This is a genomic window from Peptostreptococcaceae bacterium (assembly GCA_016649995.1).
Classification (GTDB): domain Bacteria; phylum Bacillota; class Clostridia; order Peptostreptococcales; family BM714; genus BM714.
Genome location: JAENWJ010000002.1, coordinates 33,143 through 57,210, shown reverse-complemented (window position 1 = coordinate 57,210; position 24,068 = coordinate 33,143). Strand labels below are relative to the sequence as shown.

General features: G+C 38.9%; 25 protein-coding genes. 24 read left to right on the top strand and 1 reads right to left on the bottom strand.

The genetic code is table 11. From position 1 onward, the window contains the following. Positions 1 to 2: 2 nt before the first annotated feature. From JJE29_00990 to JJE29_00880, 23 genes are all read left to right on the top strand, one after another. Positions 3 to 1,478 (top strand): UDP-N-acetylmuramoyl-L-alanyl-D-glutamate--2,6-diaminopimelate ligase, encoded by a 1,476-nt coding sequence (locus JJE29_00990; GenBank protein ID MBK5251213.1) that lies wholly within the window; start codon positions 3 to 5, stop codon positions 1,476 to 1,478. After that, a complete protein-coding gene (locus JJE29_00985; GenBank protein MBK5251212.1) occupies positions 1,475 to 2,851 on the top strand; it encodes a UDP-N-acetylmuramoyl-tripeptide--D-alanyl-D-alanine ligase in 1,377 nt (458 codons plus the stop codon). The genes JJE29_00990 and JJE29_00985 overlap by 4 nt, the downstream gene beginning before the upstream one ends. Beyond that, positions 2,844 to 3,815, top strand: a complete 972-nt coding sequence (locus tag JJE29_00980) for a phospho-N-acetylmuramoyl-pentapeptide-transferase (protein MBK5251211.1) — start codon at positions 2,844 to 2,846, stop codon at positions 3,813 to 3,815. The genes JJE29_00985 and JJE29_00980 overlap by 8 nt, the downstream gene beginning before the upstream one ends. Beyond that, positions 3,812 to 5,173 (top strand): UDP-N-acetylmuramoyl-L-alanine--D-glutamate ligase, encoded by a 1,362-nt coding sequence (locus JJE29_00975; GenBank protein MBK5251210.1) that lies wholly within the window; start codon positions 3,812 to 3,814, stop codon positions 5,171 to 5,173. Before JJE29_00980 ends, JJE29_00975 begins: the two co-directional genes overlap by 4 nt. Positions 5,174 to 5,176: 3 nt before the next feature. Beyond that, entirely contained in the window at positions 5,177 to 6,280 is a 1,104-nt protein-coding gene (gene ftsW / locus JJE29_00970) for a putative lipid II flippase FtsW (GenBank protein ID MBK5251209.1), read from the top strand. After that, positions 6,277 to 7,353 (top strand): undecaprenyldiphospho-muramoylpentapeptide beta-N-acetylglucosaminyltransferase, encoded by a 1,077-nt coding sequence (gene murG, locus JJE29_00965; GenBank protein MBK5251208.1) that lies wholly within the window; start codon positions 6,277 to 6,279, stop codon positions 7,351 to 7,353. Before ftsW ends, murG begins: the two co-directional genes overlap by 4 nt. A gap of 2 nt (positions 7,354 to 7,355) precedes the next feature. Further along, positions 7,356 to 8,084, top strand: coding sequence for an FtsQ-type POTRA domain-containing protein (locus JJE29_00960; GenBank protein ID MBK5251207.1), 729 nt, complete (start codon positions 7,356 to 7,358; stop codon positions 8,082 to 8,084). Positions 8,085 to 8,094: 10 nt separating this feature from the next. Further along, complete coding sequence (locus tag JJE29_00955) at positions 8,095 to 8,826, top strand: DUF881 domain-containing protein (protein MBK5251206.1); 732 nt, start codon at positions 8,095 to 8,097, stop codon at positions 8,824 to 8,826. Position 8,827: 1 nt separating this feature from the next. Further along, positions 8,828 to 9,565 carry a DUF881 domain-containing protein gene (locus JJE29_00950; protein ID MBK5251205.1) on the top strand — a complete coding sequence of 246 codons (738 nt, stop codon included), beginning with the start codon at positions 8,828 to 8,830 and terminating at the stop codon, positions 9,563 to 9,565. Further along, positions 9,562 to 9,900 carry a small basic family protein gene (locus tag JJE29_00945; protein ID MBK5251204.1) on the top strand — a complete coding sequence of 113 codons (339 nt, stop codon included), beginning with the start codon at positions 9,562 to 9,564 and terminating at the stop codon, positions 9,898 to 9,900. Before JJE29_00950 ends, JJE29_00945 begins: the two co-directional genes overlap by 4 nt. A gap of 86 nt (positions 9,901 to 9,986) precedes the next feature. Further along, positions 9,987 to 11,165 carry a cell division protein FtsZ gene (ftsZ, locus tag JJE29_00940; GenBank protein ID MBK5251203.1) on the top strand — a complete coding sequence of 393 codons (1,179 nt, stop codon included), beginning with the start codon at positions 9,987 to 9,989 and terminating at the stop codon, positions 11,163 to 11,165. 27 nt (positions 11,166 to 11,192) lie between these two features. Next, positions 11,193 to 11,654, top strand: coding sequence for a transcriptional regulator NrdR (nrdR, locus tag JJE29_00935; protein MBK5251202.1), 462 nt, complete (start codon positions 11,193 to 11,195; stop codon positions 11,652 to 11,654). Between the two features lie 2 nt (positions 11,655 to 11,656). Further along, complete coding sequence (locus JJE29_00930; GenBank protein ID MBK5251201.1) at positions 11,657 to 12,994, top strand: DUF512 domain-containing protein; 1,338 nt, start codon at positions 11,657 to 11,659, stop codon at positions 12,992 to 12,994. A gap of 4 nt (positions 12,995 to 12,998) precedes the next feature. Continuing rightward, positions 12,999 to 14,324 (top strand): ribosome biogenesis GTPase Der, encoded by a 1,326-nt coding sequence (gene der / locus JJE29_00925; protein ID MBK5251200.1) that lies wholly within the window; start codon positions 12,999 to 13,001, stop codon positions 14,322 to 14,324. Between the two features lie 21 nt (positions 14,325 to 14,345). Then, positions 14,346 to 15,362: an NAD(P)H-dependent glycerol-3-phosphate dehydrogenase gene (locus tag JJE29_00920; GenBank protein ID MBK5251199.1), complete on the top strand. Its 1,017-nt coding sequence runs from the start codon at positions 14,346 to 14,348 to the stop codon at positions 15,360 to 15,362. A gap of 263 nt (positions 15,363 to 15,625) precedes the next feature. After that, on the top strand, positions 15,626 to 16,783 hold the full coding sequence (locus tag JJE29_00915; protein ID MBK5251198.1) for a hypothetical protein: 1,158 nt from the start codon (positions 15,626 to 15,628) through the stop codon (positions 16,781 to 16,783). A gap of 9 nt (positions 16,784 to 16,792) precedes the next feature. Continuing rightward, on the top strand, positions 16,793 to 17,485 hold the full coding sequence (locus tag JJE29_00910; GenBank protein ID MBK5251197.1) for a YggS family pyridoxal phosphate-dependent enzyme: 693 nt from the start codon (positions 16,793 to 16,795) through the stop codon (positions 17,483 to 17,485). An 11-nt stretch (positions 17,486 to 17,496) separates the two neighbouring features. Continuing rightward, complete coding sequence (locus JJE29_00905; protein MBK5251196.1) at positions 17,497 to 17,940, top strand: cell division protein SepF; 444 nt, start codon at positions 17,497 to 17,499, stop codon at positions 17,938 to 17,940. 18 nt (positions 17,941 to 17,958) lie between these two features. Then, the gene (locus JJE29_00900; GenBank protein MBK5251195.1) at positions 17,959 to 18,222 is read left to right on the top strand and encodes a YggT family protein; all 264 of its coding nucleotides are present in this window, start codon (positions 17,959 to 17,961) and stop codon (positions 18,220 to 18,222) included. Position 18,223: 1 nt separating this feature from the next. After that, complete coding sequence (locus JJE29_00895) at positions 18,224 to 19,030, top strand: hypothetical protein (protein ID MBK5251194.1); 807 nt, start codon at positions 18,224 to 18,226, stop codon at positions 19,028 to 19,030. A 13-nt stretch (positions 19,031 to 19,043) separates the two neighbouring features. Further along, the gene (locus JJE29_00890; protein ID MBK5251193.1) at positions 19,044 to 19,499 is read left to right on the top strand and encodes a DivIVA domain-containing protein; all 456 of its coding nucleotides are present in this window, start codon (positions 19,044 to 19,046) and stop codon (positions 19,497 to 19,499) included. Between the two features lie 78 nt (positions 19,500 to 19,577). Continuing rightward, positions 19,578 to 20,273, top strand: coding sequence for a 5'-methylthioadenosine/adenosylhomocysteine nucleosidase (locus tag JJE29_00885; GenBank protein ID MBK5251192.1), 696 nt, complete (start codon positions 19,578 to 19,580; stop codon positions 20,271 to 20,273). A 1-nt stretch (position 20,274) separates the two neighbouring features. After that, complete coding sequence (locus JJE29_00880; protein ID MBK5251191.1) at positions 20,275 to 21,192, top strand: RluA family pseudouridine synthase; 918 nt, start codon at positions 20,275 to 20,277, stop codon at positions 21,190 to 21,192. Here JJE29_00880 and JJE29_00875 read toward each other — a convergent pair. Then, positions 21,189 to 22,964 carry an NFACT family protein gene (locus tag JJE29_00875; protein ID MBK5251190.1) on the bottom strand — a complete coding sequence of 592 codons (1,776 nt, stop codon included), beginning with the start codon at positions 22,962 to 22,964 and terminating at the stop codon, positions 21,189 to 21,191. The genes JJE29_00880 and JJE29_00875 overlap by 4 nt on opposite strands. Positions 22,965 to 23,084: 120 nt before the next feature. Here JJE29_00875 and JJE29_00870 point away from each other — a divergent pair, with 120 nt between their 5' ends. Then, on the top strand, positions 23,085 to 23,927 hold the full coding sequence (locus tag JJE29_00870; protein ID MBK5251189.1) for a diaminopimelate epimerase: 843 nt from the start codon (positions 23,085 to 23,087) through the stop codon (positions 23,925 to 23,927). Positions 23,928 to 24,068: the final 141 nt, after the last annotated feature.

Sequence of the window (24,068 nt, the reverse complement as noted above, 5' to 3'; positions counted from 1 at the left end):
TAATGAGACTTGGCGACCTAGTTAAACCGGGAGAATATATTTCCTGCAAAGGTGGAAAAGAATTTAATTCTATTATTGAGAGCATCGTTTATGATTCGAGAAAGGTTAAGAATGGAGATTGTTTTGTCTCTATAAAGGGATATGAAAGTGATGGCCATGATTTTATTCCCAAGGCTTTCGTAAACGGAGCGATTGTTTTTGTTATTGATCAATCGTCTTGGTTTAAATGGATTATTAGAGAGTATCCGTGCGCAACAGTCTTGCTTGTAGATGATTCAAGAAGTATGCTTTCCAAAATGGCTGACCGTTATTTTGGTAGTCCGTCAAAGGAAATGACGGTCATAGGCGTAACCGGTACCAATGGAAAAACTTCTGTTACAACATATATATATAACGCGCTCAGAAGCTTGGGATTTTCATCGGGTCTCATAGGAACAATAGAAACGCGCATTGATGATGAAGCTTTACCAGCAACAAGAACAACTCCGGAGTCGCTTGAGCTGCAAAAAATATTCAGGGATATGCGGAGTAAAGGCATAAGATATGTTGTTATGGAAGTATCTTCGCATGCATTAAAACTTATGCGTGTTCAAGATGTTGATTTCGATATTGCTGTTTTCACAAATTTGACGCAGGATCATCTCGATTTTCATAAAACAATGGACGACTACGCAGATACTAAATACATGCTAATGAAAAAGCAGAAAAAGGCAGCAATTGTAAACACGGATGACGCATATGGAAAAGCATATGCAGCTTCGCTAAGCAAAGATGGCAAGAGGGTCATTACCTATGGAATGCGCGAAGCGGCTGACATTATGACTTCGCGCAAAGAACCAAGCGGTGAAATAACATTCAAGACATACCGAAATGAAAAGGAAATAAAGGTTGAATCATCAAGCCGATTTGAAACATACAATAAAATGGCGGCATATGCAGCGTTGAAGGAAATGGGTTTTGATTTACATGAAATTCAGAATGTTTTTCTTGAATTGGAAGGGGCCAGAGGACGATTTCAGAAGGTTCCGGGATCACGGGAAAAAGGAATCGAAGTCATTGTGGATTATGCACATACGCCTGATGCGTTATCTAATGTCATCGAAGCCATAAACGAATACAAAACCGGACGACTTATTATTGTTTTTGGTTGTGGTGGTGAACGGGATACTTTAAAAAGGCCAATTATGGGAAGGATTGCATATGAAGGTTCAGAGCATGTAATTTTAACTGACGACAATCCGAGGCGAGAAGACCCCGAAGGGATAATAAAAGAAATTGAATCCGGTATTGTAGACGGCAATTACGAAGTTATAAGGAATAGGGAAAAAGCAATAAAAAAAGCCATAATGATGGCAAAACCCTTAGATGTGGTTTTGATAGCCGGTAAAGGGCACGAGAAGCTTCAGGTAATAGGCGAAGAAAGCTTTGAACACGATGATTTTGATGTTGCCCGCAAATCATTGGAGGAGGTAATGTGAAAGATATTACTGTAAACCAATTGGCTGGTATGCTTGGCGTCATATTGAATGGGCGCAAGTACTCGGAAAAGATTTTAAGTTGCTTGGTCATCGATTCGAGGAAGGTAAAACCCGGAGATGCGTTCATAGCACTTAAAGGACCGTCTTTCGATGGACATGATTTTATTGCAGATGCTGTAGAAAAAGGTGCTATTGCCGTTGTATCTGAGCGCAGTAGTGATGTTAAGGCAGAGCTGATAATAGTAGAAGACACTAAAAAGGCTATTAGCATGATAGCAAGAGAGATATTAAAGAAGGTAAATCCGCTTGTTATTGCTGTTACGGGTAGTACTGGCAAAACGACGACAAAAGAAATGATTTATTGTGCTTTGAAAGAAAAATACAATGTTCATAAAACTCATGCCAACCTAAACAACGATATTGGATTGCCGCTAACTCTGTTTGAACTTGAAAACGAGCATGAGATTGTAGTCTTGGAAATGGGCATGAACACAGAAGGGGAAATAAGGCTGCTTGCAAGCATTGCTGAACCTGATATTGCAGTTATTACGAACATTGGTGAATCACATATAGGGAGACTGGGATCTAAAGAAAATATCTTCGCCGCAAAGATGGAAATTTGTGAAAATATGGATAAAGAAAGCGTATTGATTGCAAACGGAGATGATTTTTTTCTGAGATCCTTAATTGGTAAAGACACAAAATATCGAAAAGTGTTTACTTCAATAAGCAAGACGGAAGAATGCGATATTTATGCAAACGATGTGGATTGTGGAGAAATGGGATCAAAATTTATTTTAGTGCATGGGACAAATGAATATCCATGTGTATTGAGTGTTAAAGGAAGGCATAATGTTTCAAATGCATTATTGGCTTTTACTGCGGCGCTGCAGGCAGGCGTTGAACCCGAATTGGCAGTGAAGGGAATAGAAAAGTATGAAGGCAATGATTTGCGAGGAGCAACAATGGAGGTTGGAGGAATGATCTTGGTGAATGATACCTATAATGCCAATCCTTCATCGATGATTGCTTCGTTGGAATCTTTTTCAAACCTGAGTGGAAGAAAAATAGCAGTTTTTGGAGACATGCTCGAATTGGGAAGCTATGCGAAAAAGATGCATATGGAAGTGGGAATGAAGGCGGTCGATGAGGGAATCGATATCATAATGGTGACCGGTATCTATGCCGGGGACTATGAAAAAGGTGCTGTAATGAATGGATTTGAGCGAAATAAAGTCCATGTTTTTGAAAACAATGATTCATTGGTGAAGGGGCTGAAGGAAACAATGAAACCGGGAGATGCAATATTGTTCAAGGGTTCGCACAGCACAAGGATGAATGAAGTGTACAAGGAGATATTAAAACATGCATAGTATTTTTGTTCAATTTTTAATAACGCTGTTAGCTACGATTATAGCAGGGCAAATAATGATTCCGTACTTAAAAAAAATAAAAGTAGGCCAATCCATAAGGGAGGATGGTCCCTCTTCACATCTTATGAAAAGCGGAACACCTACCATTGGGGGACTGATATTCATTTGTCCCGTGGTATTGGCCTATTTCGTATTTGGGGAGACAGAAAACGCGGGACTTAAGATACTTATCTCCGGTTATATATTATTTGCGTTGATAGGATTTATAGATGACTACTTAAAGGTTGTAAAAAAGAGAAATCTCGGTTTAAGGGCCTATCAGAAGCTTGCAATGCAATCGGTTGTTGCTGCGTTTGTAGTGTTTTGGCTGTACAAAAGCGGTTTGACCGACAATAGACTGCTGGTGCATTCGGTTGGAGCTTCTATAGACATGGGATGGTTGAAGGTACCATTTTTGATGGTATTTATCCTGGCAACAGTCAACAGCGTTAACCTAACGGATGGTTTGGACGGGTTGGCTACAAGCGTTACAATCATCGTTTCTTTGCTGTTTCTTTTTTATGGAGAGCAAATTGGGATGGACGGGTTTACTCAGGTAATAGTATTTTTCGTTGCGTCCCTGTTGGGTTTCTTATTTTTTAATAAAAAACCTGCGAAGGTTTTTATGGGAGATACCGGATCGCTGGCTTTAGGAGCATATGTAGGAATTGCAGCCATATTGCTAAGGATAGAATTGATGCTTCTTCTTTACGGATTCATATATTTCATGGAATCATTGTCAGTCATTATCCAGGTAATAAGCTTTAAAACGAGAAAGAAGAGGGTTTTTCGCATGAGCCCAATCCACCACCACTTTGAGCTTGTAGGATGGTCGGAAAGAAAGGTGGTAGTTGTATTTACTGCAGTAACAGTTTGGGCAGTGCTGGTATCCGGATGGATTCTAAGCAAAGGAGCAATAATATGAAACTTAAAGACAAACGTGTCATGGTTGTTGGTATGGCTCTTTCCGGTTTGGAGGCGGCAAAATATCTTTTGCATCACGAGGCGAAGGTTTCTATATTCGATTCAAAAGAAGAAAGTGAGCTAAAGGAAGCCGTCGATTATCTTGAGAACATTGATGTTAAAGTTGAGACGGGCGGGAATCCCGAATCTGCAGAAGGCTTCGATTTGATTGTCTTAAGCCCCGGCGTATCGACCGAGTTGCCTTTTATAAAAGAAGCTATAGCCAGTGGAGTTGAGGTAATTGGAGAATTGGAATTGGCAGGAGCCGTTTCGCGCGGCAAGGTAATAGCGATAACTGGAACAAACGGAAAGACTACTACAACGGCGTTGACGGGAGAAATTTTTAAAAAAGCCGGTAAGGATGTTCACGTTTTGGGCAATATAGGGATCCCGGCGATAATCGTATCGGACTTGACGAATGAAGAAAGCTATTTAATAACAGAAGTCAGTAGCTTTCAGCTTGAATCCATAAAGAGCTATAAGCCTGCGACCGCAGCCATATTGAATATTACGCCCGACCATTTGAACCGTCACGGAAGCATGGATGCATACATAGCTGCCAAGAAGCGTATTTTCATGAATATGATAGATGGACAAATTATACTTAATTACGACAATGATATCACTAGAAGAATTGGGAAGAATATTGAAGTTAAAGGCTTGGAAATTATCTTTTTTTCCACATCCGAGGAATTGGAAAATGGTGTTTATGTTTCAAACGGAGAGATATGCATAAATCGTTTTGGATTAAAAAAAACCGTATGCAGGACAGACGAGATATTCATACCCGGAAGGCATAATTTAGAAAATGCCCTGGCGGCTGCGGCGATTGCGGATTGCCATGGTATAGCTATGAAAACAATTAGGGAAAGTCTTATGACGTTCGAGGGCGTAGAGCACCGCATAGAGTTTGTTGAGGAGATAAGAGGAGTCAAGTATTACAATGATTCAAAGGGAACAAATCCGGATGCGTCCATAAAGGCGATTGAAGCCTTCGATGGACCAATCGTTTTAATTGCGGGAGGAATGGATAAGGGAAGCGATTTTTCTATGTTAATTGAATCCTTCAATATGAAAGTTAAGGAAATGATAGTATTGGGTGAAACGAAGGAAAAAATAATTGCAGCTGCTGCGGAAAATGGATTTCACGACATATTTAGAGTCGAGGATATGGAGTCGGCTGTTAGAAGGGCTAATGCGGTTGCGGAAAAGGGCGATTGTGTTTTGCTTTCTCCTGCGTGTGCAAGTTGGGACATGTACAAAAGCTATGAATATAGGGGAAAGGATTTCAAGGACAGAGTGAAAGAATTGAGGGATTGATATATGAAATCAAAAAACAAAATTGATGTGTATCTGTTGAGCCTGATTTTAATATTGGTAAGCATAGGGGTAATAATGGTATTCAGTTCGAGTTATTACTATGCACTGGATAAAATGGGAAACATATACTATTTCTTGATAAAGGATGTAATATGGGTGTTCCTTGGACTTGCCATAATGTTTGTATTTGTTATGATTGATTATCATGTTATTGAAAAAATTTCACCTGTTGCATATTTAATCGGCTTGGCCTTGCTTATATTGGTTCTCACATCATTTGGAGTTGAGATAAACCATGCAAGAAGATGGCTTGAATTAGGGGGATTTCGTTTTCAGCCTTCGGAAGTTGCGAAGCTATGCCTGATTGTTTTTTTGGCATATAGCTTGTCAAAAAACAATAATAAAATAAACAAGTTTTTTAAGGGAAACCTACCATATCTAGCAATGGCGGTACTTTATTCGGCACTTATCATTAAACAGCCAAACATGTCGACCTCAGTCATAATGATTCTGATTGCTTTTGCAATGCTTTTTGTTGCTGGCATGTGGTGGAGATATTTGCTTGGTATTATAGCTGCGGGTATTGCTTTGGGGTTTTACTTTATAAAAAGCAGTCCCTATAGATATCTAAGGTTTTTGAGTTTCAGAGATCCTTTCGCAGATGCCGCGGATAGTGGATACCAAGTTATTCAATCGCTTTATGCACTTGGATCCGGCGGATTGTTTGGTGTGGGGCTCGGGAAGGGCATGCAAAACAAGCTGTACATACCTGAACCGCAGAATGATTTCATTTTTGCGACTATAGGTGAAGAGTTGGGCTTAATAGGGTGCCTTATAGTAATGGGTCTTTATATGGCATTGATATGGAAGGGTGTAAAAATTGCGCAAAATGCACCGGATCTTTTCGGGACGCTTCTAGCGACAGGCATCGTGTCAATGATAGCCTTTCAAGTGATGATTAATATTGCAGTGGCGACATCGTCAATGCCGGTTACAGGTATTCCGCTTCCATTTATAAGCTATGGAGGGAGTTCCATGATTATACTTATGACTGAAATGGGTATACTAATGAATATTTCCAAACAGGGAATGAGGGTGGCACAATGAAGATAATTATTACAGGAGGTGGAACCGGAGGCCATGTGTATCCGGCTCTTTCGATTGCTGATGAAATAAAAAGAAGAAAGCCGGATGCAGAAATAATTTTTGTTGGAACCGAGAAAGGCCTTGAGAGCAGGGTGGTCCCGGAGGCCGGTTATAGATTGGAAATAATCGAAGCAGCTGGATTGAACAGAAGAAGCATTCTGAAAAATGTAAAGGTTGTTTTAACTATTTTCAAGGGATTCGTTCAATGCAAGGATATACTCAAGAAATTCAAACCTGAACTTGTCATAGGAACAGGCGGGTATGTGTCAGGACCAATGGTGTTTATGGCTTCGCTAAAGGGTATTAAAACTTGTGTTCATGAGCAAAATGCATATCCTGGAGTGACGAATAAATTGCTTGGACTGATTGTTTCGGAAATAATGACTGGGTTTGAAGCCTCTGAGAAATTTTTTGTAAGAAAAAAAAGAGTTCATTACACGGGAAATCCCGTTCGAAAAGAGTTTTACGAAACAAATAAAACCGAAGCGAGAAAAAAACTGGGTATTCCCCATGAGCAGTTTCGAGTGCTCAGCATGGGAGGAAGCGGCGGGGCCTGCGTTCTGAATGGGATGATTAAGGAAAGCATGGAGAGTTTAAAAGGCAAAAAGATTCATTTTACTCATATAACCGGTAAGCGCTATTATGAAGAATTCATAAAGGATTTCGATTGCGAGGATGATAGTATGGTAATCCATCCATATATTTCGGATATGGCTGTTCATATGGCTGCATCTGATATTGTTATTTCAAGAGCAGGGGCTATAACCGTTGCGGAAATACTTAAACTTGGCAAACCGTCATTATTGATTCCTTCGCCAAACGTTACAGGCAACCACCAGTTTCATAATGCTTCTGCTTTAAAGGAATCCGGTTGCGCGGTGCTAATGGAAGAAAAGAATCTTACCGGGAAAAACTTGGCAGAAACAATATTGCAACTTTATGAAGAACGGGATAGAATCAGGAGCATGGAGAAATGCGCTGGTTTTTACAAGAAAAGCGATGCGACTAAGTCGATAGTGGACAGGATGATGTAACAGTGAAGCGCAAAAATACCTTTAAGATAGCAATTGCAATTGCGGTTTTTATTGTCGCGATTTATACAATAGTTTTCATGACGAATATATTTATCGTAGAGAACTGCAGCATTATGCCCAAAATAGCAACCGTTTATGACGATGCATTGTCGGAATCAATATTGGGGCAAAATATTTTTATTTTGAATGCAGAAGAAGTCATGACGATGCTCGAAGAAAACCCGGAGGTAAAGTCAGTAACATTAAGACGCCATTTTCCTGATTCAATAGAGATAGATGTAATTTTGAGAGAAAAAATTATTCAAGTAGAATATATGAATGGAACTATAGGGATAGCAGCAGATGGCTATGTAATGGATTATGAGCCATTCCCAGAAGAAGGGTTAAGCGGTGATTACCTTAGGGTAAAGGGTTTTGAATTTGAAAGATTCGCAAGGAATTCGGTCATAGTGACCGATAAATACGAGGTTCTTGAAAATATTATAATGCTTGCGAAATTTCTCAAGAATGATATTGAAGAAAAAACCGATTTTGTATTTATTGAGGATAATCATTTGATTTTGCAGATACAAAAGGACTTTTTGGTGGATTTCGGGCTTCTTGACGATCCAATTGAAGACAAATTGGAAAAAATGAAATTAATTTTGCAAGATTTAAGTAGCAAGAATATCAATAGAGGTATAATCAACATGAGATATGAAAAAAACCCGGTTTATTATCCGATTTACTAGGAGTGGTTGTATGAAAAGATTTGACGTAAAAACAAAAATAACAATAGGCTTTATAAGCATTGTGCTTGGCATGGTTTTTTCAATTCAATACAAAGCAGTAAACAGCAGTTATCTAGAAGGTCTTTTCCCAAGCCAAAGGGCTATACAGCTTGAGAATGAATTGAGCAATACAATAGCTGAAAAAGAAACATTGCAGGAACAGCTTGAATACTACGAATCTGAACTGCGAACCATCAAAGAATCTGAATCAAAAGAAAGCGCTGTAATAAAGAGCCTGAATGACGACATATTGAAGTTTAGGGTTGTTGCCGGACTTGAAGATGTAGAGGGAGAAGGTATACAAGTTATAATTGAAGATCCGTTGGAGAATATTGAATACTCCAGAGAGAACGGGAGTGTAATTATGTACAATTACGATTTGATTCTCTCTATGCTCAATATACTCAATGCTGCAGGTGCTGAAGCTGTGTCGGTTAATAACCAAAGAATAATAGCAATGACCGAAATACATCTTGCCGGAAACAATTTGAATATAAACAATGTGCCTACAGCTCCGCCTTTTGCGATAAAGGCAATAGGAAATTCTGACACGCTTGAGGCTTCGTTGAATATAAGATATGGAATCGTGTGGGAAATGCGCGAAAATTATAAGTTGCAAGTGGGCATAAAGAAATTTGAAAACATAGTGATTGAAAAATACAAGGATGTAATAAAATTCAGATATGCCGAGCCGGTGGAATGATATGAAACGGTGGCTTATGAAAATGAGCAACAAATTTTATATCTTTATTATGGCATGCATAGTAGGGTTGTTTACGGCTCTTTTGTTGAGCAATGCATCAAGCGAGTATAAGATAATACCTTTCAAGCTAATAAACGATTACAAAAGAGTGATTGAAATAGAGCAAGTGGAGATAAAATCCTTAGGAAACCTTCTAGTAGAAACAAAAGAGAAAATTAAGAATATCAAGGATGAGCAGGCCAAAGGAAATGTTCAATCATTGCTAGAGCAAGAAGCAGATGAATATAAGGCTGTTGCAGGGTTATTGGGGCTTGAGGGGCCAGGTGTGCTCGTGCTGCTTAGTGACGGAGAAAGGGAACTGATTGAAGGAGAGGATCCAAACAATTTGCTTGTCCATGACATAGATGTATTGAACATAGTAAATGATTTGAAAATTGCTGGAGCGGAAGCAATTTCGCTTAACGGACAAAGAATAATTTCCGTAAGTGAAATCAATTGCGCCGGTCCAACAATAAAGATAAATGACCAGGTTTATTCGCAGCCCTATATTATTAAGGCGATTGGCAATTCCGATTATCTGCAGGCTGCAATAAAGGCACCGGGGACCTATGGAAATCTATTAAAGCAGGTAGGTCTTTTCGTAGAAGCAAATACTAGTGTAAGTATAGGTATACCATCTTATGAAGAGCCGTTGGATTACAATTATATGAAAGTAGTTGAAAGGAATGATAAACCATGATTGTTGCTTTGGTTGGAATAATAGTCGGATTAGGAATTGGTTTTTATTTACCTGTAACATTTCCGGCTCAATACTCACTGTATCTTTCGATTTCCATAATAGCTGCTTTTGATTCTATATTTGGAGCTGTACGCGCAAACCTGGAAAATAAATTTGATACGCTTATTTTCACAACGGGGTTTTTCGGGAATGCCTTTCTTGCAGGTATGCTGGCGTATATTGGGGATCAATTGGGTGTTCCCCTGTATTATGCGGCGATTGTAGCTTTTGGTGTCAGGCTATTTGAAAATTTTGCCTTTATCAGGAGGTACTTCATATCAAAATTAAGAGAATGAGAGCTATATGAAGTGTTTTGTGTTACAATCAATAATAAATAAGCGTGGATTTGCAAGTGATAAATAGTTGATAAGGGGGGTACTAAATGTTGGAATTTGATACCGATATTGAGCGATTTGCACAAATAAAAGTTGTTGGAGTTGGTGGTGGCGGAAACAATGCCGTTAATCGAATGATTGATGCGAACTTAAAAGGCGTGCAATTTATTGCCATAAATACAGATAAACAGTCGCTTTTCTCTTCCAAGGCGGAATTCAAAATACAGATAGGAGAAAAAATCACTCAAGGTCTTGGAGCCGGAGCAAACCCTGAGATTGGCAAAAAATCTGCCGAAGAAAGCCGTGATGAAATAGCGCAGGCATTGAATGGTGCAGATATGGTGTTTGTAACTGCAGGAATGGGTGGCGGAACAGGAACTGGAGCAGCGCCGATTGTTGCTGCAATTGCTAAGGAAATGGGAATTCTGACGGTTGGAGTCGTTACTAAGCCTTTCGGATTTGAAGGTAAAGTAAGAAAGCAGCATGCCGAAGCCGGAATAGAAAGATTGAGTGAAACAGTAGATACGCTTGTTACTATACCGAATGACCGTTTGCTTCAGGTTGTAGGGAAGAAAGCGTCCATAATGCAGGCGTTTCAAGTGGCGGATGATGTATTGAGGCAAGGCGTTCAAGGCATTTCCGATTTGATATCGATACCCGGACTGGTAAACCTTGATTTTGCTGATGTTAAAACAATCATGCATGAACAAGGATTGGCACACATGGGCATAGGCAAAGCAAGCGGAGAAGATAGGGCGAAGGAAGCAGCGAGGATGGCTATTCAAAGCCCTTTGCTGGAAACGACTATCAATGGTTCAAAAGGAGTATTGCTTAACATAACCGGGGGAGCCGATTTGGGCTTATTTGAGATAAATGAAGCAGCCGAATTGGTTTCAGAAGCGGCGGATCCTGATGCAAATATAATTTTCGGGGCTGTAATAGACGACGATATGAAAGACGAGATTAGAATAACTGTCATTGCTACAGGATTTGACAAATATATAGGGGTTGCTACTGAGACATTAAAAAAAGAAGAGCCCCAAGAAGAAGTGAAAGTGAGAACTGTTGCATTGGAAGAAACAGATTCCGAGAATGAAGAATGCGACGATGAAATAGAGGAATGCCAGATTGAAATCGTTGAAGAGGGTTTTTCAAAATCAAATGATGATGGATTTGAGGTATTGGATATTCCGACATTTTTGCGGTCGAAAAGAAATGCGTTGTAGTTCTTTATAGTTGAAAGGAGGTAGTTCATGAATTGTCCATTTTGCAGCAATAGTGAAACAAAAGTGATTGATTCTAGACCGACAGACGAAGGGAATTCAATTAGGAGAAGGCGTGAATGCCTCGAATGCAAAAGAAGGTTCACGACCTATGAAAAAATTGAGGAAATCCCACTTGTTGTTGTTAAGAAAGACATGAGCAGGGAATCTTTCAATCGCGATAAAATAAGGAATGGAATCATAAAGGCTTGCGAAAAAAGACCTGTTTCGCTGCAAACAATTGAACACATTGTTGATGAATTGGAAAAGGAATTGCAAAGTTCTTTGGAAAAGGAAATAGAATCGGTGCATATCGGAGAATTGGTAATGCAGTATTTGAAAGATACCGATGAAGTTGCCTATGTCCGCTTTGCGTCTGTCTACAGACAATTCAAGGATATTAATACCTTCATGGATGAATTGAAGAAAATTTTAAACGAAAAGGATGCATAAGAATGGGAAAATGCGATGCGATTCGCGATGGCATGGTAGAGTATGTTAAAGAGGGAAGCATAGGAGAAGAAGCTGGTATTGAAAAGGGAGATCGGCTGGTAAGCGTAAACGGTTCTAAAATCACGGATATATTGGATTATATATATCTGACGAATGATGAATATCTTCTTGTGGAAGTAGATAAACCTAGTGGAGAATTGTGGGAGATAGAAATAGACAAGGAATATGATGAAGATCTTGGGTTGGTTTTTGTTTCTCCGACCATTGATAACATATTACGTTGCCATAATAAATGTTTGTTCTGCTTTGTGGATCAAATGCCATCAGGCATGAGATCCTCATTGTATGTAAAGGATGATGATTACAGACTTTCAGCCTTGCATGGAAATTTTGCCACTTTTACGAATCTTGATAAAAAAGATATAGATAGAATAATTAAGTTTCACATATCGCCAATCAATGTTTCGGTACATGCGACTGACCCTGAAGCGAGAATTCGCATGATGGGAAACAAACATGCAGGGGAGATAATGAAGCAAATCAAAGTTCTTGCCGACCATCATATCCCTATTAATGGGCAAATAGTGCTTTGCCCCGGTCTAAATGACGGAAAAGTGCTTGAGAATACATTGAACGATTTGGAGATTTTTTTCCCCGATTTGCAGAGCTTGGCTATTGTCCCTGTAGGCATAACCAAGTTTAGAGAAAATCTTTACAAATTGGAAAGAGTAGACAAATCAAAGGCTCGGGAAGTAATTGCGCTTGTTGAAAAGAAGCGTAAGGAATTCAAGAAACTCTATGGCAAGGCGTATGTGCATCTGTCCGATGAATTCTATATAGTAGCGGAGATGGATTTTCCTTCCTATGACGAATACGATGGCTTTCTGCAGATCGAAGATGGGGTAGGTATGGTAAGAAAATTTGAAAGACAGATACATGATGCGTTGGGAAAAATCGGGTCGGTGTCAATGGAAGGTTTAAAAATAGCAATGGTTACAGGGGAGCTTTCATACGTCTTCATAAGAAGAATTGCAGATATTCTTGAGGTAAAAATGGGGGGTCTGTCCATAGAAGTTGCAAAAGTCGAAAACGATTTTTTCGGAAAAAGCATTACGGTTTCAGGCCTTGTAAGTGGAATGGATTTGACAAAAAAACTTGCTGAAATTGAAGAAAAAATAGTGCTGATTCCGGGTGTGATGATAAAGGAAGGTACAAAGTTGACTGTTGACGACATGGATATCGATGAAATAGGTAAAAGATTCATGAAAGAAATAATTCCGGTTGAAGTTGACGGATTTATGTTGGTTGATAAGATTGTTAAATTGAAGAATCGGAGTTGATTATATGACGAAACCAATACTAGCTATTGTTGGAAGACCTAATGTTGGAAAATCTACATTTTTTAATAAAATTGCAGGAAGAAGAGTGTCTATTGTCGAGGATAAGCCTGGAATAACCAGAGACAGGATATACATTGAAGCGGAATGGCTTAATCACAAATTCATTATGATTGATACAGGAGGCATTGAGATTGTAGGCGAAAATATCATAATGGACAATATGAAAAAGCAGGCAGAATTGGCTATAGAAACAGCTGATGTGATTTTATTCATGCTTGACGGAAGAGAAGGGCTGACTTCAACAGATGAATATATCGCCGATATGCTTAGAAAAACAAGAAAGCCTGTATTGCTTGTAGTCAACAAGGTAGACAAAATAACATCCATAAATGATACGGTACTCGATGCATATACATTGGGTATTGGAACTCCTATGGCAATTTCATCTGCAAACGGCTTGAATCTGGGAGACCTGCTAGACGATGTAGTAGGGCATTTTCCTGAATCAGCCGGTTATGCGGAGGAAGAGGATGTTGTTAAGGTAGCCCTAATAGGAAAACCGAATGTTGGAAAATCATCGATAATAAACAGAATACTGGGTGAAGAACGAGTAATAGTAAGCCACATATCCGGAACGACAAGAGATGCAATAGATACGCCATTTGAACAAAACGGAAAAAAATATATACTGATTGATACGGCTGGAATAAGAAGAAGAGGCAGAATACATGAAAATGTTGAAAAGTATAGCGTAATACGGTCCTTAAGCGCAATAGAAAGGGCTGATGTATGTTTTCTTGTTCTTGATGCAGAGGAAGGAATATCGGAACAGGATAAACGCATCGCCGGTTATGCTCATGAAGCTGGACGCGCAATGGTTATTGTGGTGAATAAATGGGATGCAATAGAGAAGGGCAACAAGACATATGATGAATTTGTCAAAATCATCAGAAATGAGATGGCTTATTTGTCTTATGCTCCAATTATATTTATTTCGGCAAAGACAGGAAAAAGAACTGAAAAGCTGATTGAACGCATTGATTTTGTGCATAGCGAATATAGCAAAAGAGTTTCTACCGGTGCGCTGAACGATTTATTGAACGAAGCTGTCTTGCTAAATCAACCTCCTTCGGACAAAGGAAAGCGTCTTAAGATTTATTACATGACACAAGTTTCAGTGAGGCCTCCAAAATTCGTGCTCTTTGTCAACAAAAGGGATTTGGCGCATTTTTCGTACGTTAGGTATCTTGAAAACAAGGTAAGAGGTGCATACGGATTTGATGGTACGCCAATAGTTTTCGAGGTGAAAGAAAAAATAAAAGAAATTTAAAAAGCCGACAAGGAGGTTTTTATGAAAAAGAAAATTGCGATTTTGGGTTCCGGCAGCTGGGGAACGGCGATTGCAATAACTTTAAATGGTAAAGGACATGAGGTTGTTGTATGGGACAGGAGCTTGGAGCACATAGAGCAAATAAAAGAAACCAGGGAAAATAAATTTTCCCTGCCAGGCATAAAGATAGACAAAGAAATTATTTTTACCAATGACATAGAAAAATGCTTGCATATGGCGGAAATTGTCATTTTAGCTGTTGCATCACAGGGTTTAAGAAGCACACTGGAAAGAATTAAACCGGAATTGATGGGAGACAAAATCATTGTTAATGTTTCAAAGGGAATTGAAATAGGTACATTAAAGAGAATGTCAGAGGTAGTGAACGAGTTTTTTTCGAAAAATCCTTTTGCAGCGCTTAGCGGACCTTCCCATGCAGAAGAGGTATCAAGAGGGATGCCGACAACACTGGTGGCTGCGTCTGAAAACTTGGAATTGGCTGAATTGATTCAGGATTTGTTTATAACCGAGAGACTTAGAGTTTATACCAATACGGATGTTTGTGGAGTTGAGATTGGAGCATCGCTAAAAAATGTTATTGCTCTGGGAGCTGGCATAAGCGACGGATTGGGATATGGAGACAACGCAAAAGCCGCTTTGATGACGAGAGGCATAGTTGAAATCGCCCGTTTGGGACAAGCCATGAATGCGAATGTCGATACATTTACGGGGCTTACCGGAATAGGTGATTTGATTGTAACATGCACGAGCATGCATAGCCGAAACAGGAGATGCGGCATATTGTTAGGCGAGGGCATGAAAACGGATGATGCTGTAAAGAAAATTGGGATGGTAGTAGAGGGAATCTACACAACGAAATCTGCATTTGAATTGGCTAAAAAACATTCGGTGAATATGCCTATAGTTGATGAACTTTATAGTGTCCTTTATGAGGATCATGATGTAAAAGAATCTGTAAACAATCTTATGACACGATTGAAAAAACATGAGATGGAGTCGACCATGAAAATCAATTGACAATAAACTAACAAACAATATTGAAAGTTGCAGATTTTTATGCCATAAATGTATTTAAAGAATTCTATGGTAGAGAAGGGATGTAAATGCAGGTACTGGAATATACGTTGGGAACGGCAGTTTTGTTGTTGATTGTTTCTGTTGCGGGATATTTTGATGGAATTTAGAGTTATACATATAAAAAAATTAAAAATCGTATCGAGATATGGTAAAATTACATAAGGCTACTTAGTAGCCTTATATTTATTTTATAGGGGATTGCCATGAGAAAAAGCAAAACAAAGAACCAATTATTTGAATACGGCATTTTCCTGATAATAATATTATTCTTCTGCTATAATATATTGGGGTTGCTTGGCAGTTTCGGAAGCGCCGAAGAACCGTATATCGTGGAATACGGAAGTATAGTGCAGGAAAATGAATATGATTGCCTTATACTAAGAGATGAGACTTTAGTGTTTTCTGAGAAATCGGGAGAGGTAAATTACAAGGTGAACGAAGGCGACAAGGTAAGAAAAGGATATAAGCTCTATGAAATCGGACCGGCAGAGGTTAATGAAAATAGTAAGGAAGATACCCCGTTTCTTGATATAAAGACGGCGGGAGAATATATGAGAGTTTCATACGATACGCTTGATGTACAGAAACAGGTGCAAGATATACGGCGTTTATCGGCAAATGGAATATATGAAGGTATAACTCTTATAGAACACGCAATCGATGAAAAAATAATGCAAACCGGAAAAAAAGAGTTTTCTGAGGAACCCGTAGAACGCTACAGCGGTACTTATTCGCCGATGTCTGGAATTATTTCGTTCAAGGTTGATGGGTACGAAGAAATCCTGAATAGGAAAAGCGTGAGAATGTTGGATATGGGAAAGGTTTATGGGGAAAACATAGATTCAACAAGCATAAAGGTAAAAAAAACAGATACTGAGGTTCCTATCCTTAAAATTGTCGATAATTCTGTTTGGTATGTTTATGTATATACCGACCTCCGAAATATTGATCGTTTTAAAGAGGGCGCAAGAGTAAAGATTGTTTTTGAAGACGAGGATGTCGATGCCGCGGTAATTGAAACAAACAGTGAAATAGGAAATTGTTTTGTGATTCTAAGGATAAATGAACAGGCAAGTGCTTTGTTTGGAACACGAATGACAAGAATGCATATCATAAATAAAAACATTGTTGGTTTGATTGTGCCGGCGAATGCACTTGTTTACCAAGAAGATGAAATAGGAGTATTGATAAAAGACCTTAATGGCAAGGCCGTTTTTAAACCGGTGGGAGTCAAGGGAGCGAACAGTGAATGGGCGGTTGTAAGTGATGGTGTATTTTACAGGAAGGATGAAGAGGGAAATGAGGAGTCTGTAAACACTGTGAAAGTCTATGATGAAATAATTGTTGACATTAGCGAATAGGAGGGTGATATGGGGATAGAAAAAAATCTGGATGAAATAGAAAAGAATATTGCCGATGCTTGTGAAGCGAAAAATATCGCGAGATCCGAAATACAATTGGTTGCTGTGACAAAAACTATTGGAGTTGAAAGGATTAGCGAAGCAATAAGCTTTGGAATCTCTGCTCTTGGTGAAAACAAAGTTCAGGAGATAATGAACAAGTATGATAAAATCGATAAGAGTGCCCAGTGGCATATGATTGGACACCTGCAAACAAACAAAGTGAAATATATAATTGACAAGGTGGAAATGATTCATTCAGTCGACAGTATTAAACTTGCGAGAGAAATTAATAAGAGGGCTGAAAAAGCGGGCACAACGATGGATTGTCTGATTCAAATCAATATTGGCAATGAAGAAAGCAAATATGGAATAGATTACGATGAGACTGAATCGTTTCTTGATGAAGCCGGTAGTTTGAAGAACCTTAGAATTTGCGGGTTGATGGCAATTGCTCCACATTTTGACAACAACGAAAAAGTTAGACCCTACTTCAAGAAGATGAACGATTTGTTTGAGAAAATGAAAAGTGAAGGCCATAAAAAACAAATGGTATACCTGTCAATGGGCATGACTCACGATTATCTTACAGCCATTGAAGAAGGCGCGAATATAGTCAGAATAGGCACAGGTATTTTCGGTGAAAGGAATTACCTAAAATAGGAGGAGCTAAAATGAGCGTAATTGATAAAATCAAGTTTTTCATGGGAATTGACGACATTGAAGATGATGAAGTGGATGAGATGGAAGAGGATGAAATTTTTTCAGAACAAAGCATAGAGCAGCCAGACACCAAAATTAGAGGGAATAAGATTTTGAACATACATACTAACCAGCAGATGCGTGTAATTGTTCATGAACCTAAAGATTTTGAAGAGGTGCCGGGCATAGTGGATAATTTAAAGAACAACAAGCCGGTTGTAATTAATCTGGAAGAGCTAGAATATGAATTGGCAAAAAAAATATTCGATTTCCTTAACGGAGCAGTATATGCTTTAGAGGGAAAGATACAAAAAATTTCAAAGGGCATTTTTATCATTGCTCCCAAAAATGTAGAGATACAAGGAGACTTTAAAAGAGAAACAGATGAAAAAGGGATTTTCCCTTGGCAAAAGTAGAATACTATGGAGGAACATATGTGGATTATAAAAGAGTCGATTTATAAATTTGTAGAAGTAGTGAATTTTCTTATTATTGCAAGGATTATACTATCTTGGTTTGCACGGGATTATTCCAACCCGATTTTTAAAATGCTGTATAACCTGACAGAGCCGATTCTTTCGCCTTTTAGGAACCTTTTATTTAAGATGGGCATTGGCGGAAGCACGGTTGATTTTTCTCCCATTTTTGCTATCCTGACGCTTGACATGGTAAGCCGCTTGCTTATAAGCATACTCTAAGATGCCAAGTAAAAGAGATATTGAATCATTTTTAAATAGGCAAAGCCATTTACGTCATTCTAAAGATGATACTTTCGAGATTTTGAAAGTGGTTTCAGCATACGAATCGGTTTCTAGAGGCCGCAGCGTTGATATGAGCGGATTCATTGGAAGAGGTCAATATAATCTGATTCGAGAGTTGATTTGTTCAATGTGTGAAAATGATGTGAATATGAGATTTGAAGGAGGATATCCCGATGCCGAAAGGGGAAGGATGGTCTTCTTAGGTCCAGGAAACACTTCGGTTTCAGAGTGGGGGCTGATAGTCTTGGAATTGAGCCTAAACGATGTTGTGGGGCACAGGGATGTCTTGGGAGCTATGCTTTCGCTTGGAGTGCAAAGATCACTTATTGGCGATATTGGTATAAGAGGGTCAACCGTGTATGTTGTTGTGTCAGAGGATATGGCGGATTTCATAATGATGAATATAAGCAGGATTGGAAAGTCAAAGCTTGAATCGTCTGTTTCGCGATTCTGCGGAGAGATTGATTTCCCTAAGAGCTTGATAAAAGAGATTGAACTTGTTGCGGCATCTATGAGGGTTGATTTGATTTTATCAAAGATATTCGCGCAAGGCAGGAAGGATGTCAAAAATGATATTGAAAAGGGTAAAGTAAAGTTGAACGATTTCATTTTGGACACTGCGAATCATTCCTTGATGGAATCGGATCTGGTATCTTACAGAAAACATGGTAAAATCCGAATAGGCAAAATGAAGGGCACGACCAAAAAAGGAAACATAGTTGTTGAAATAAAAAAATATGTATGACAGGGGTGGGAAAATGATTAATCCGTTGGAAATTCAAGCCGTTGAATTTGGAAAAGCAATGAGAGGTTATCAGACGAATGAAGTTGACAAATTCATCGATGATGTTTTCAAAGACTATGAAATCATATACAAAGAGAATAAGGACCATAAGGAGCGAATCATATTGCTCGAAGAGCAGTTGGAAACTTATAAGAACATGGAAAAGACATTGAATGACACGTTGATATTGGCTAGCGAAACAGCGGAAACGTTAAGGAACAATTCCGTCAAGGAAGCCGAATTTATTAACAGTAAGGCTGAGGAAGAGGCAAAAAGAATAATCGAGAAGGCAAACGGAGAAGTAATGCGTATAAAGGGAGAATTTGACAATTCTAAGAAGCAGGTTATGATCTTTAATGAAAGATATAGAAACCTTTTAAAGTCGCAGATAGAATTACTGAACAAGTCAATGGATGACATATCCGAGTGACTTGAATGCTGGATTATTAGATTTAAACAACCCTCCTTATGGTGGGTTGTTTTTGGAAAACCGGGAGGACAATTTGAAATGAAGATAGGTGTTATTGGAGCCATGATAGAAGAAATACAGTGCATCATGGAGGCTATGAAAATTGAAGAGATGAAAAGCTATGCAGGAATGGTTTTCTACATCGGCATTGTGCATGATACAGAGGTTGTACTCGTGATGAGTGGAATAGGAAAAGTCAATGCTGCCCTTTGTGCTCAGATACTTATAACAAAGTTTCAAGTTGAAGGCATAATAAATACAGGTCTGGCGGGAGCATTGGACGAATCCTTAGAGATAGGGGATATTGTTGTATCAAATGAATTGCTTGAGCATGATATGGATGCGACGGGCTTTGGATATGAATTGGGGGTTATTCCCAGAATGGACAAATCGATTTTCGTAGCAGATCCAAAACTGATTGAATTGGCTGCAGGAGTGATTAAAGAAAAAAAGAGGGTGCATGTGGGAAGAATCGTTTCAGGAGATGTTTTTGTCGCAGATGCAAAAAAACGAATATATTTGAATAAAACCTTTGGCGGCTTATGCGCGGAAATGGAGGGCGCTGCCATTGCACATGTGTGTCATGTCAACAAAAAACCGTTTGTAATAATTAGGACAATTTCGGACAATGCGGACAATTCGGCAACAGAAAATTTTAGCGAATTTGTCAAAGAGCATGCCCACGAATCGAGCCGAGTTGTTATTGAACTGATAAAAAAAATGGAAATGGCGTAATATGGAAATGATAAGGATGGTTGTAGAAGCGAACGGAGAAGGGCGCAGGCTGGATACTTATCTCAATGAAAACCTGGAAGAATTTTCAAGAAATTATATACAAAAATTGATTTCAGAGGGAAATGTCATACAAAATGGTGAAAAAACACTCAAAAAAAACCATAGGTTAAAGGCTGGGGTCGTATTGGAACTTACGATTCCTGAGCCCGAGAAATTGCAGGTGGAGGCAGAAGATATACCGCTTGATATTGTCTATGAAGACGAATGGCTTCTTGTAATTAACAAGAGTAAAGGGATGGTCGTTCACCCGGCACCGGGAAATTACAACGGAACGATTGTAAATGCGCTATTATATCACTCAGATACACTTTCTTCAATAAATGGTGTAATTAGGCCGGGAATAGTTCATAGGATAGACAAGGACACTACGGGTCTTTTGGTTGTGGCAAAAAATGACATGGTGCATAGAAATCTTGCGAAGCAATTGAAGGAACATGGCATATCTAGAATTTATTATGCGTTAGTGGAAGGAAAGGTCAGTGAAAAATCGGGAACCATTGATGCGCCAATAGGCAGAGATCCGTCAAATCGGCTAAAAATGGCCGTTGTAGAAAAAGGCAAACCGTCTATTACCCATTTTGAAGTATTGCGCAGATTTGAAGGTGCAACGCTGCTAAAATGCAAACTGGAGACTGGAAGAACACATCAGATAAGGGTACATATGGCGTATATAGGACACCCTATTATTGGGGATTCCTCGTATGGATATAAAAAACAGAAACATGCGTTTGAAAGGCAGGCATTACATGCGAAGAGCTTAACATTCTTCCATCCTGTAGAAAAAAGAGATGTTACTTTCACATGTCCTATGGCAGAAGACATGAAAGAGCTTATAAAAAAGATGAAAGCTAGGGATTAATCCTGAGCCTTCATCTTTTTTAGTTCATTTTCGATAGGGGTGACATAAATTGACTTATGAAGCTTGATTGTCACAAGGCCGGGGGCGGCTCCCTTTATTTTCTTGACATTGCGAACCTGAGTATAGTCTACGGGAACATTGGATGAAAGTCGTGCCTTGCTGAAATAGGCTGCCACATTTGCCGCATCAACAAAGTCCTTTTCCTGAAGCAAACCATCATTTACCAGCACAACATGCGAACCTGGCATGCCCTTTGCATGGAACCAGAAATCATCTGATTTTGATACCTTGAAAGTGACACGTTCGTTTTGAGTGCTGTTTTTTCCTGCCATGATATTTTTGCCATTTCTGGTTGTGAAGGACATATATGTCTTGTTAAACTTTTCTACGACTTTCCCTTTTGCAAGTTTTTTGTCTTGAATGAAACCTTTGCTTAAATAGCCTTCCTTTGATAGCTCTTCGCGGATAGCCGTTATGTTTTCAATCTCGTATGAATTTTCGAGGTTTACAAGAACATTTTCCAAATAATCGATTTCGGATTTTGTGATGAGTATTTGTTTGTGCACCTGCAATTTTGCATTCTTGTATTTGTTGTATTTTTTGAAATACTTTTGTGCGTTTTTTGAAGGACTTTGCCTTTTATCAAGAGATATTTCAATGGGCTCATAGTTTTCGTAGAAATTTTCTAATTCGATAGATTCCATTCCTTGCCTTACTCTATGGATGTTGGATAGCAGAATATCTCCAGAAACCTTATATTTTTCATAATCAAGAGATTGTGTGTATTCTTCCTGAAGCTTCTGCAGTTTGCTTAGAGAGTGAGAAAGTTTTGATTTAACGAGTTTGTTTAAATTGGATGATTTAGCGTTAAGGGCCATGCTATTGTTCTTGTCAATGTAATATCTGTCTACTGCTTCGGACATTGAATCAAAGCCTTCGCGTTCGTAGATACTATTAGGATATATTGTAAGATTGCTTGCATGAAAGTCTTTTGGAAAGCTTTTTTCCATAAAAACGGTAGGCTTTTCTATTCCGTTATCAATTGATTTTCCAAAAGAAGAAATTGTCTTCCATAGCCTGATGGAGTCATCCATGTTAAAGATGGATGACTCCAATTGTGGATCAATGCCGGATCGCGCACAGAACTCCTTTGCCAATATCGGACTTACTCCCTTGAAATTAGTATAGATTACCTTGAAAATTTGTGCCTTATTGGAGCACACTATTTTATGAAAATCCTCTAGAGGACATTCATCGAAATTAATTTTACCCTGATCAGGAGGCAAGGCATATGCAAGCCCGGGAAGGACTTGACGCTGACGGCTTATGCTAGATGGAATCCGTCTGATGCTGTCGATTATTATTCCTTCCGAATCGACAAGAATGATGTTGCTGTGTTTTCCCATAAGCTCCACTACCAGGCGTTTGCTTTCAGCAAATTTCAATTCGTCTCGTGTGTTGAAATCGAAAAAGAGTATCCTGTCGTTGTCGTGCTGAACGACTGCATTCAATATTCCGCCGAGAAGATGCTTTCTGAGCACCATGCAGAAGAGAGGAGGAGCACTTGGATTCGTTTTATCCATGCCGGTCATTGCAACATAGGGTAGACTGGAATTTGCTGAAATTAACAGCTTATGAGTTTCGCGGCCTTTTTTCAATCGAAGCATTATTTGAAATTTGTTCGGTTGGTATATTTTATCGATTCTGGTTTCACACAAAATCGTATTCAACTCGCATTTAAGAGAGCGCGCAACGTATCCGTCAAATGGCATAAAATCACCCCTTCTTTTTGATATGGTCAAGTATATCATTTTTAAAGGCTAAAACAAATTTGATAATTTCTTGCATTAAAATTTGCTATAATATAGAAAAGGATACAGGGAGAGTGCAAAGTGAAATTTTCAAAAATGCATGGAACGGGAAACGATTTCATTATTACGGGGAAAGATGCGGTGACAAGTGAAAGCTCTGACGCAGCAGAACTTTCAAAGATAATTTGCCACCGCCATTTTGGCGTAGGAGCGGATGGATTCATGTTTTACATGGACTCAGATGTTGCTGATATAAAGATGCAGTACTATAATTCGGATGGAACGAAAGCGGAGATGTGCGGAAACGGTATAAGATGCTTCGCGAGATATGTATATGAAAAAGGGAAAGTTGAGAATACTGAATTTACAATTGAAACCGATGCAGGTGTCTATAAGGTTGCCGTAGAAGAAAAATGCTTGGTAGAAGTTGAAATGGGGAATCCTATTTCGGATGCTTGCAGCGTGCCGGCTATTGGGGGCCGCAGTGAAAAGTTCTTTAATGAAGAAATCGAAACACAGTTTGGGAAAATAGAAGTGAGCGCTGTGCGAATGGGTGTACCCCATACCGTTGTTTTTGAAGTGCTTGATGAGCCCCATGGCGTTGAAAAGTGGGGATGCGAGATTGAAAAACTAAAAAAAGTCTTTCCTGAAGGAACAAATGTGAATTTTGTAAAAGTGCTTTCTGAAAGCGAGATTGCAGTTGAAACATGGGAACGCGGTGCAGGCAAGACACTGTCGTGCGGAACAGGTGTATGCGCCTGCGCATACCTGGCTCATATTTTTGGATATGTAGGCGAAAAAGTCGATGTTAAGGTTCCGGGAGGAAGGTTGTCAATACGGATTAGCGAGAATTCATTGTATATGAAAGGCGAAGCCGTATTGATTTGCGATGGAGATTTTCATATGGAGAAATGTGATTTGTGATATAATAAATACTGGCGTTTATAGTTAATGCCACTTTATTTTTTTGAAAAAGGTGATTAATTTGAATACTGTTAAAAATAGAAAAAAACAGAAGGTTAGTACGAAACAAAAGAATGCCAAAAAACATTTGATTTTGCCATT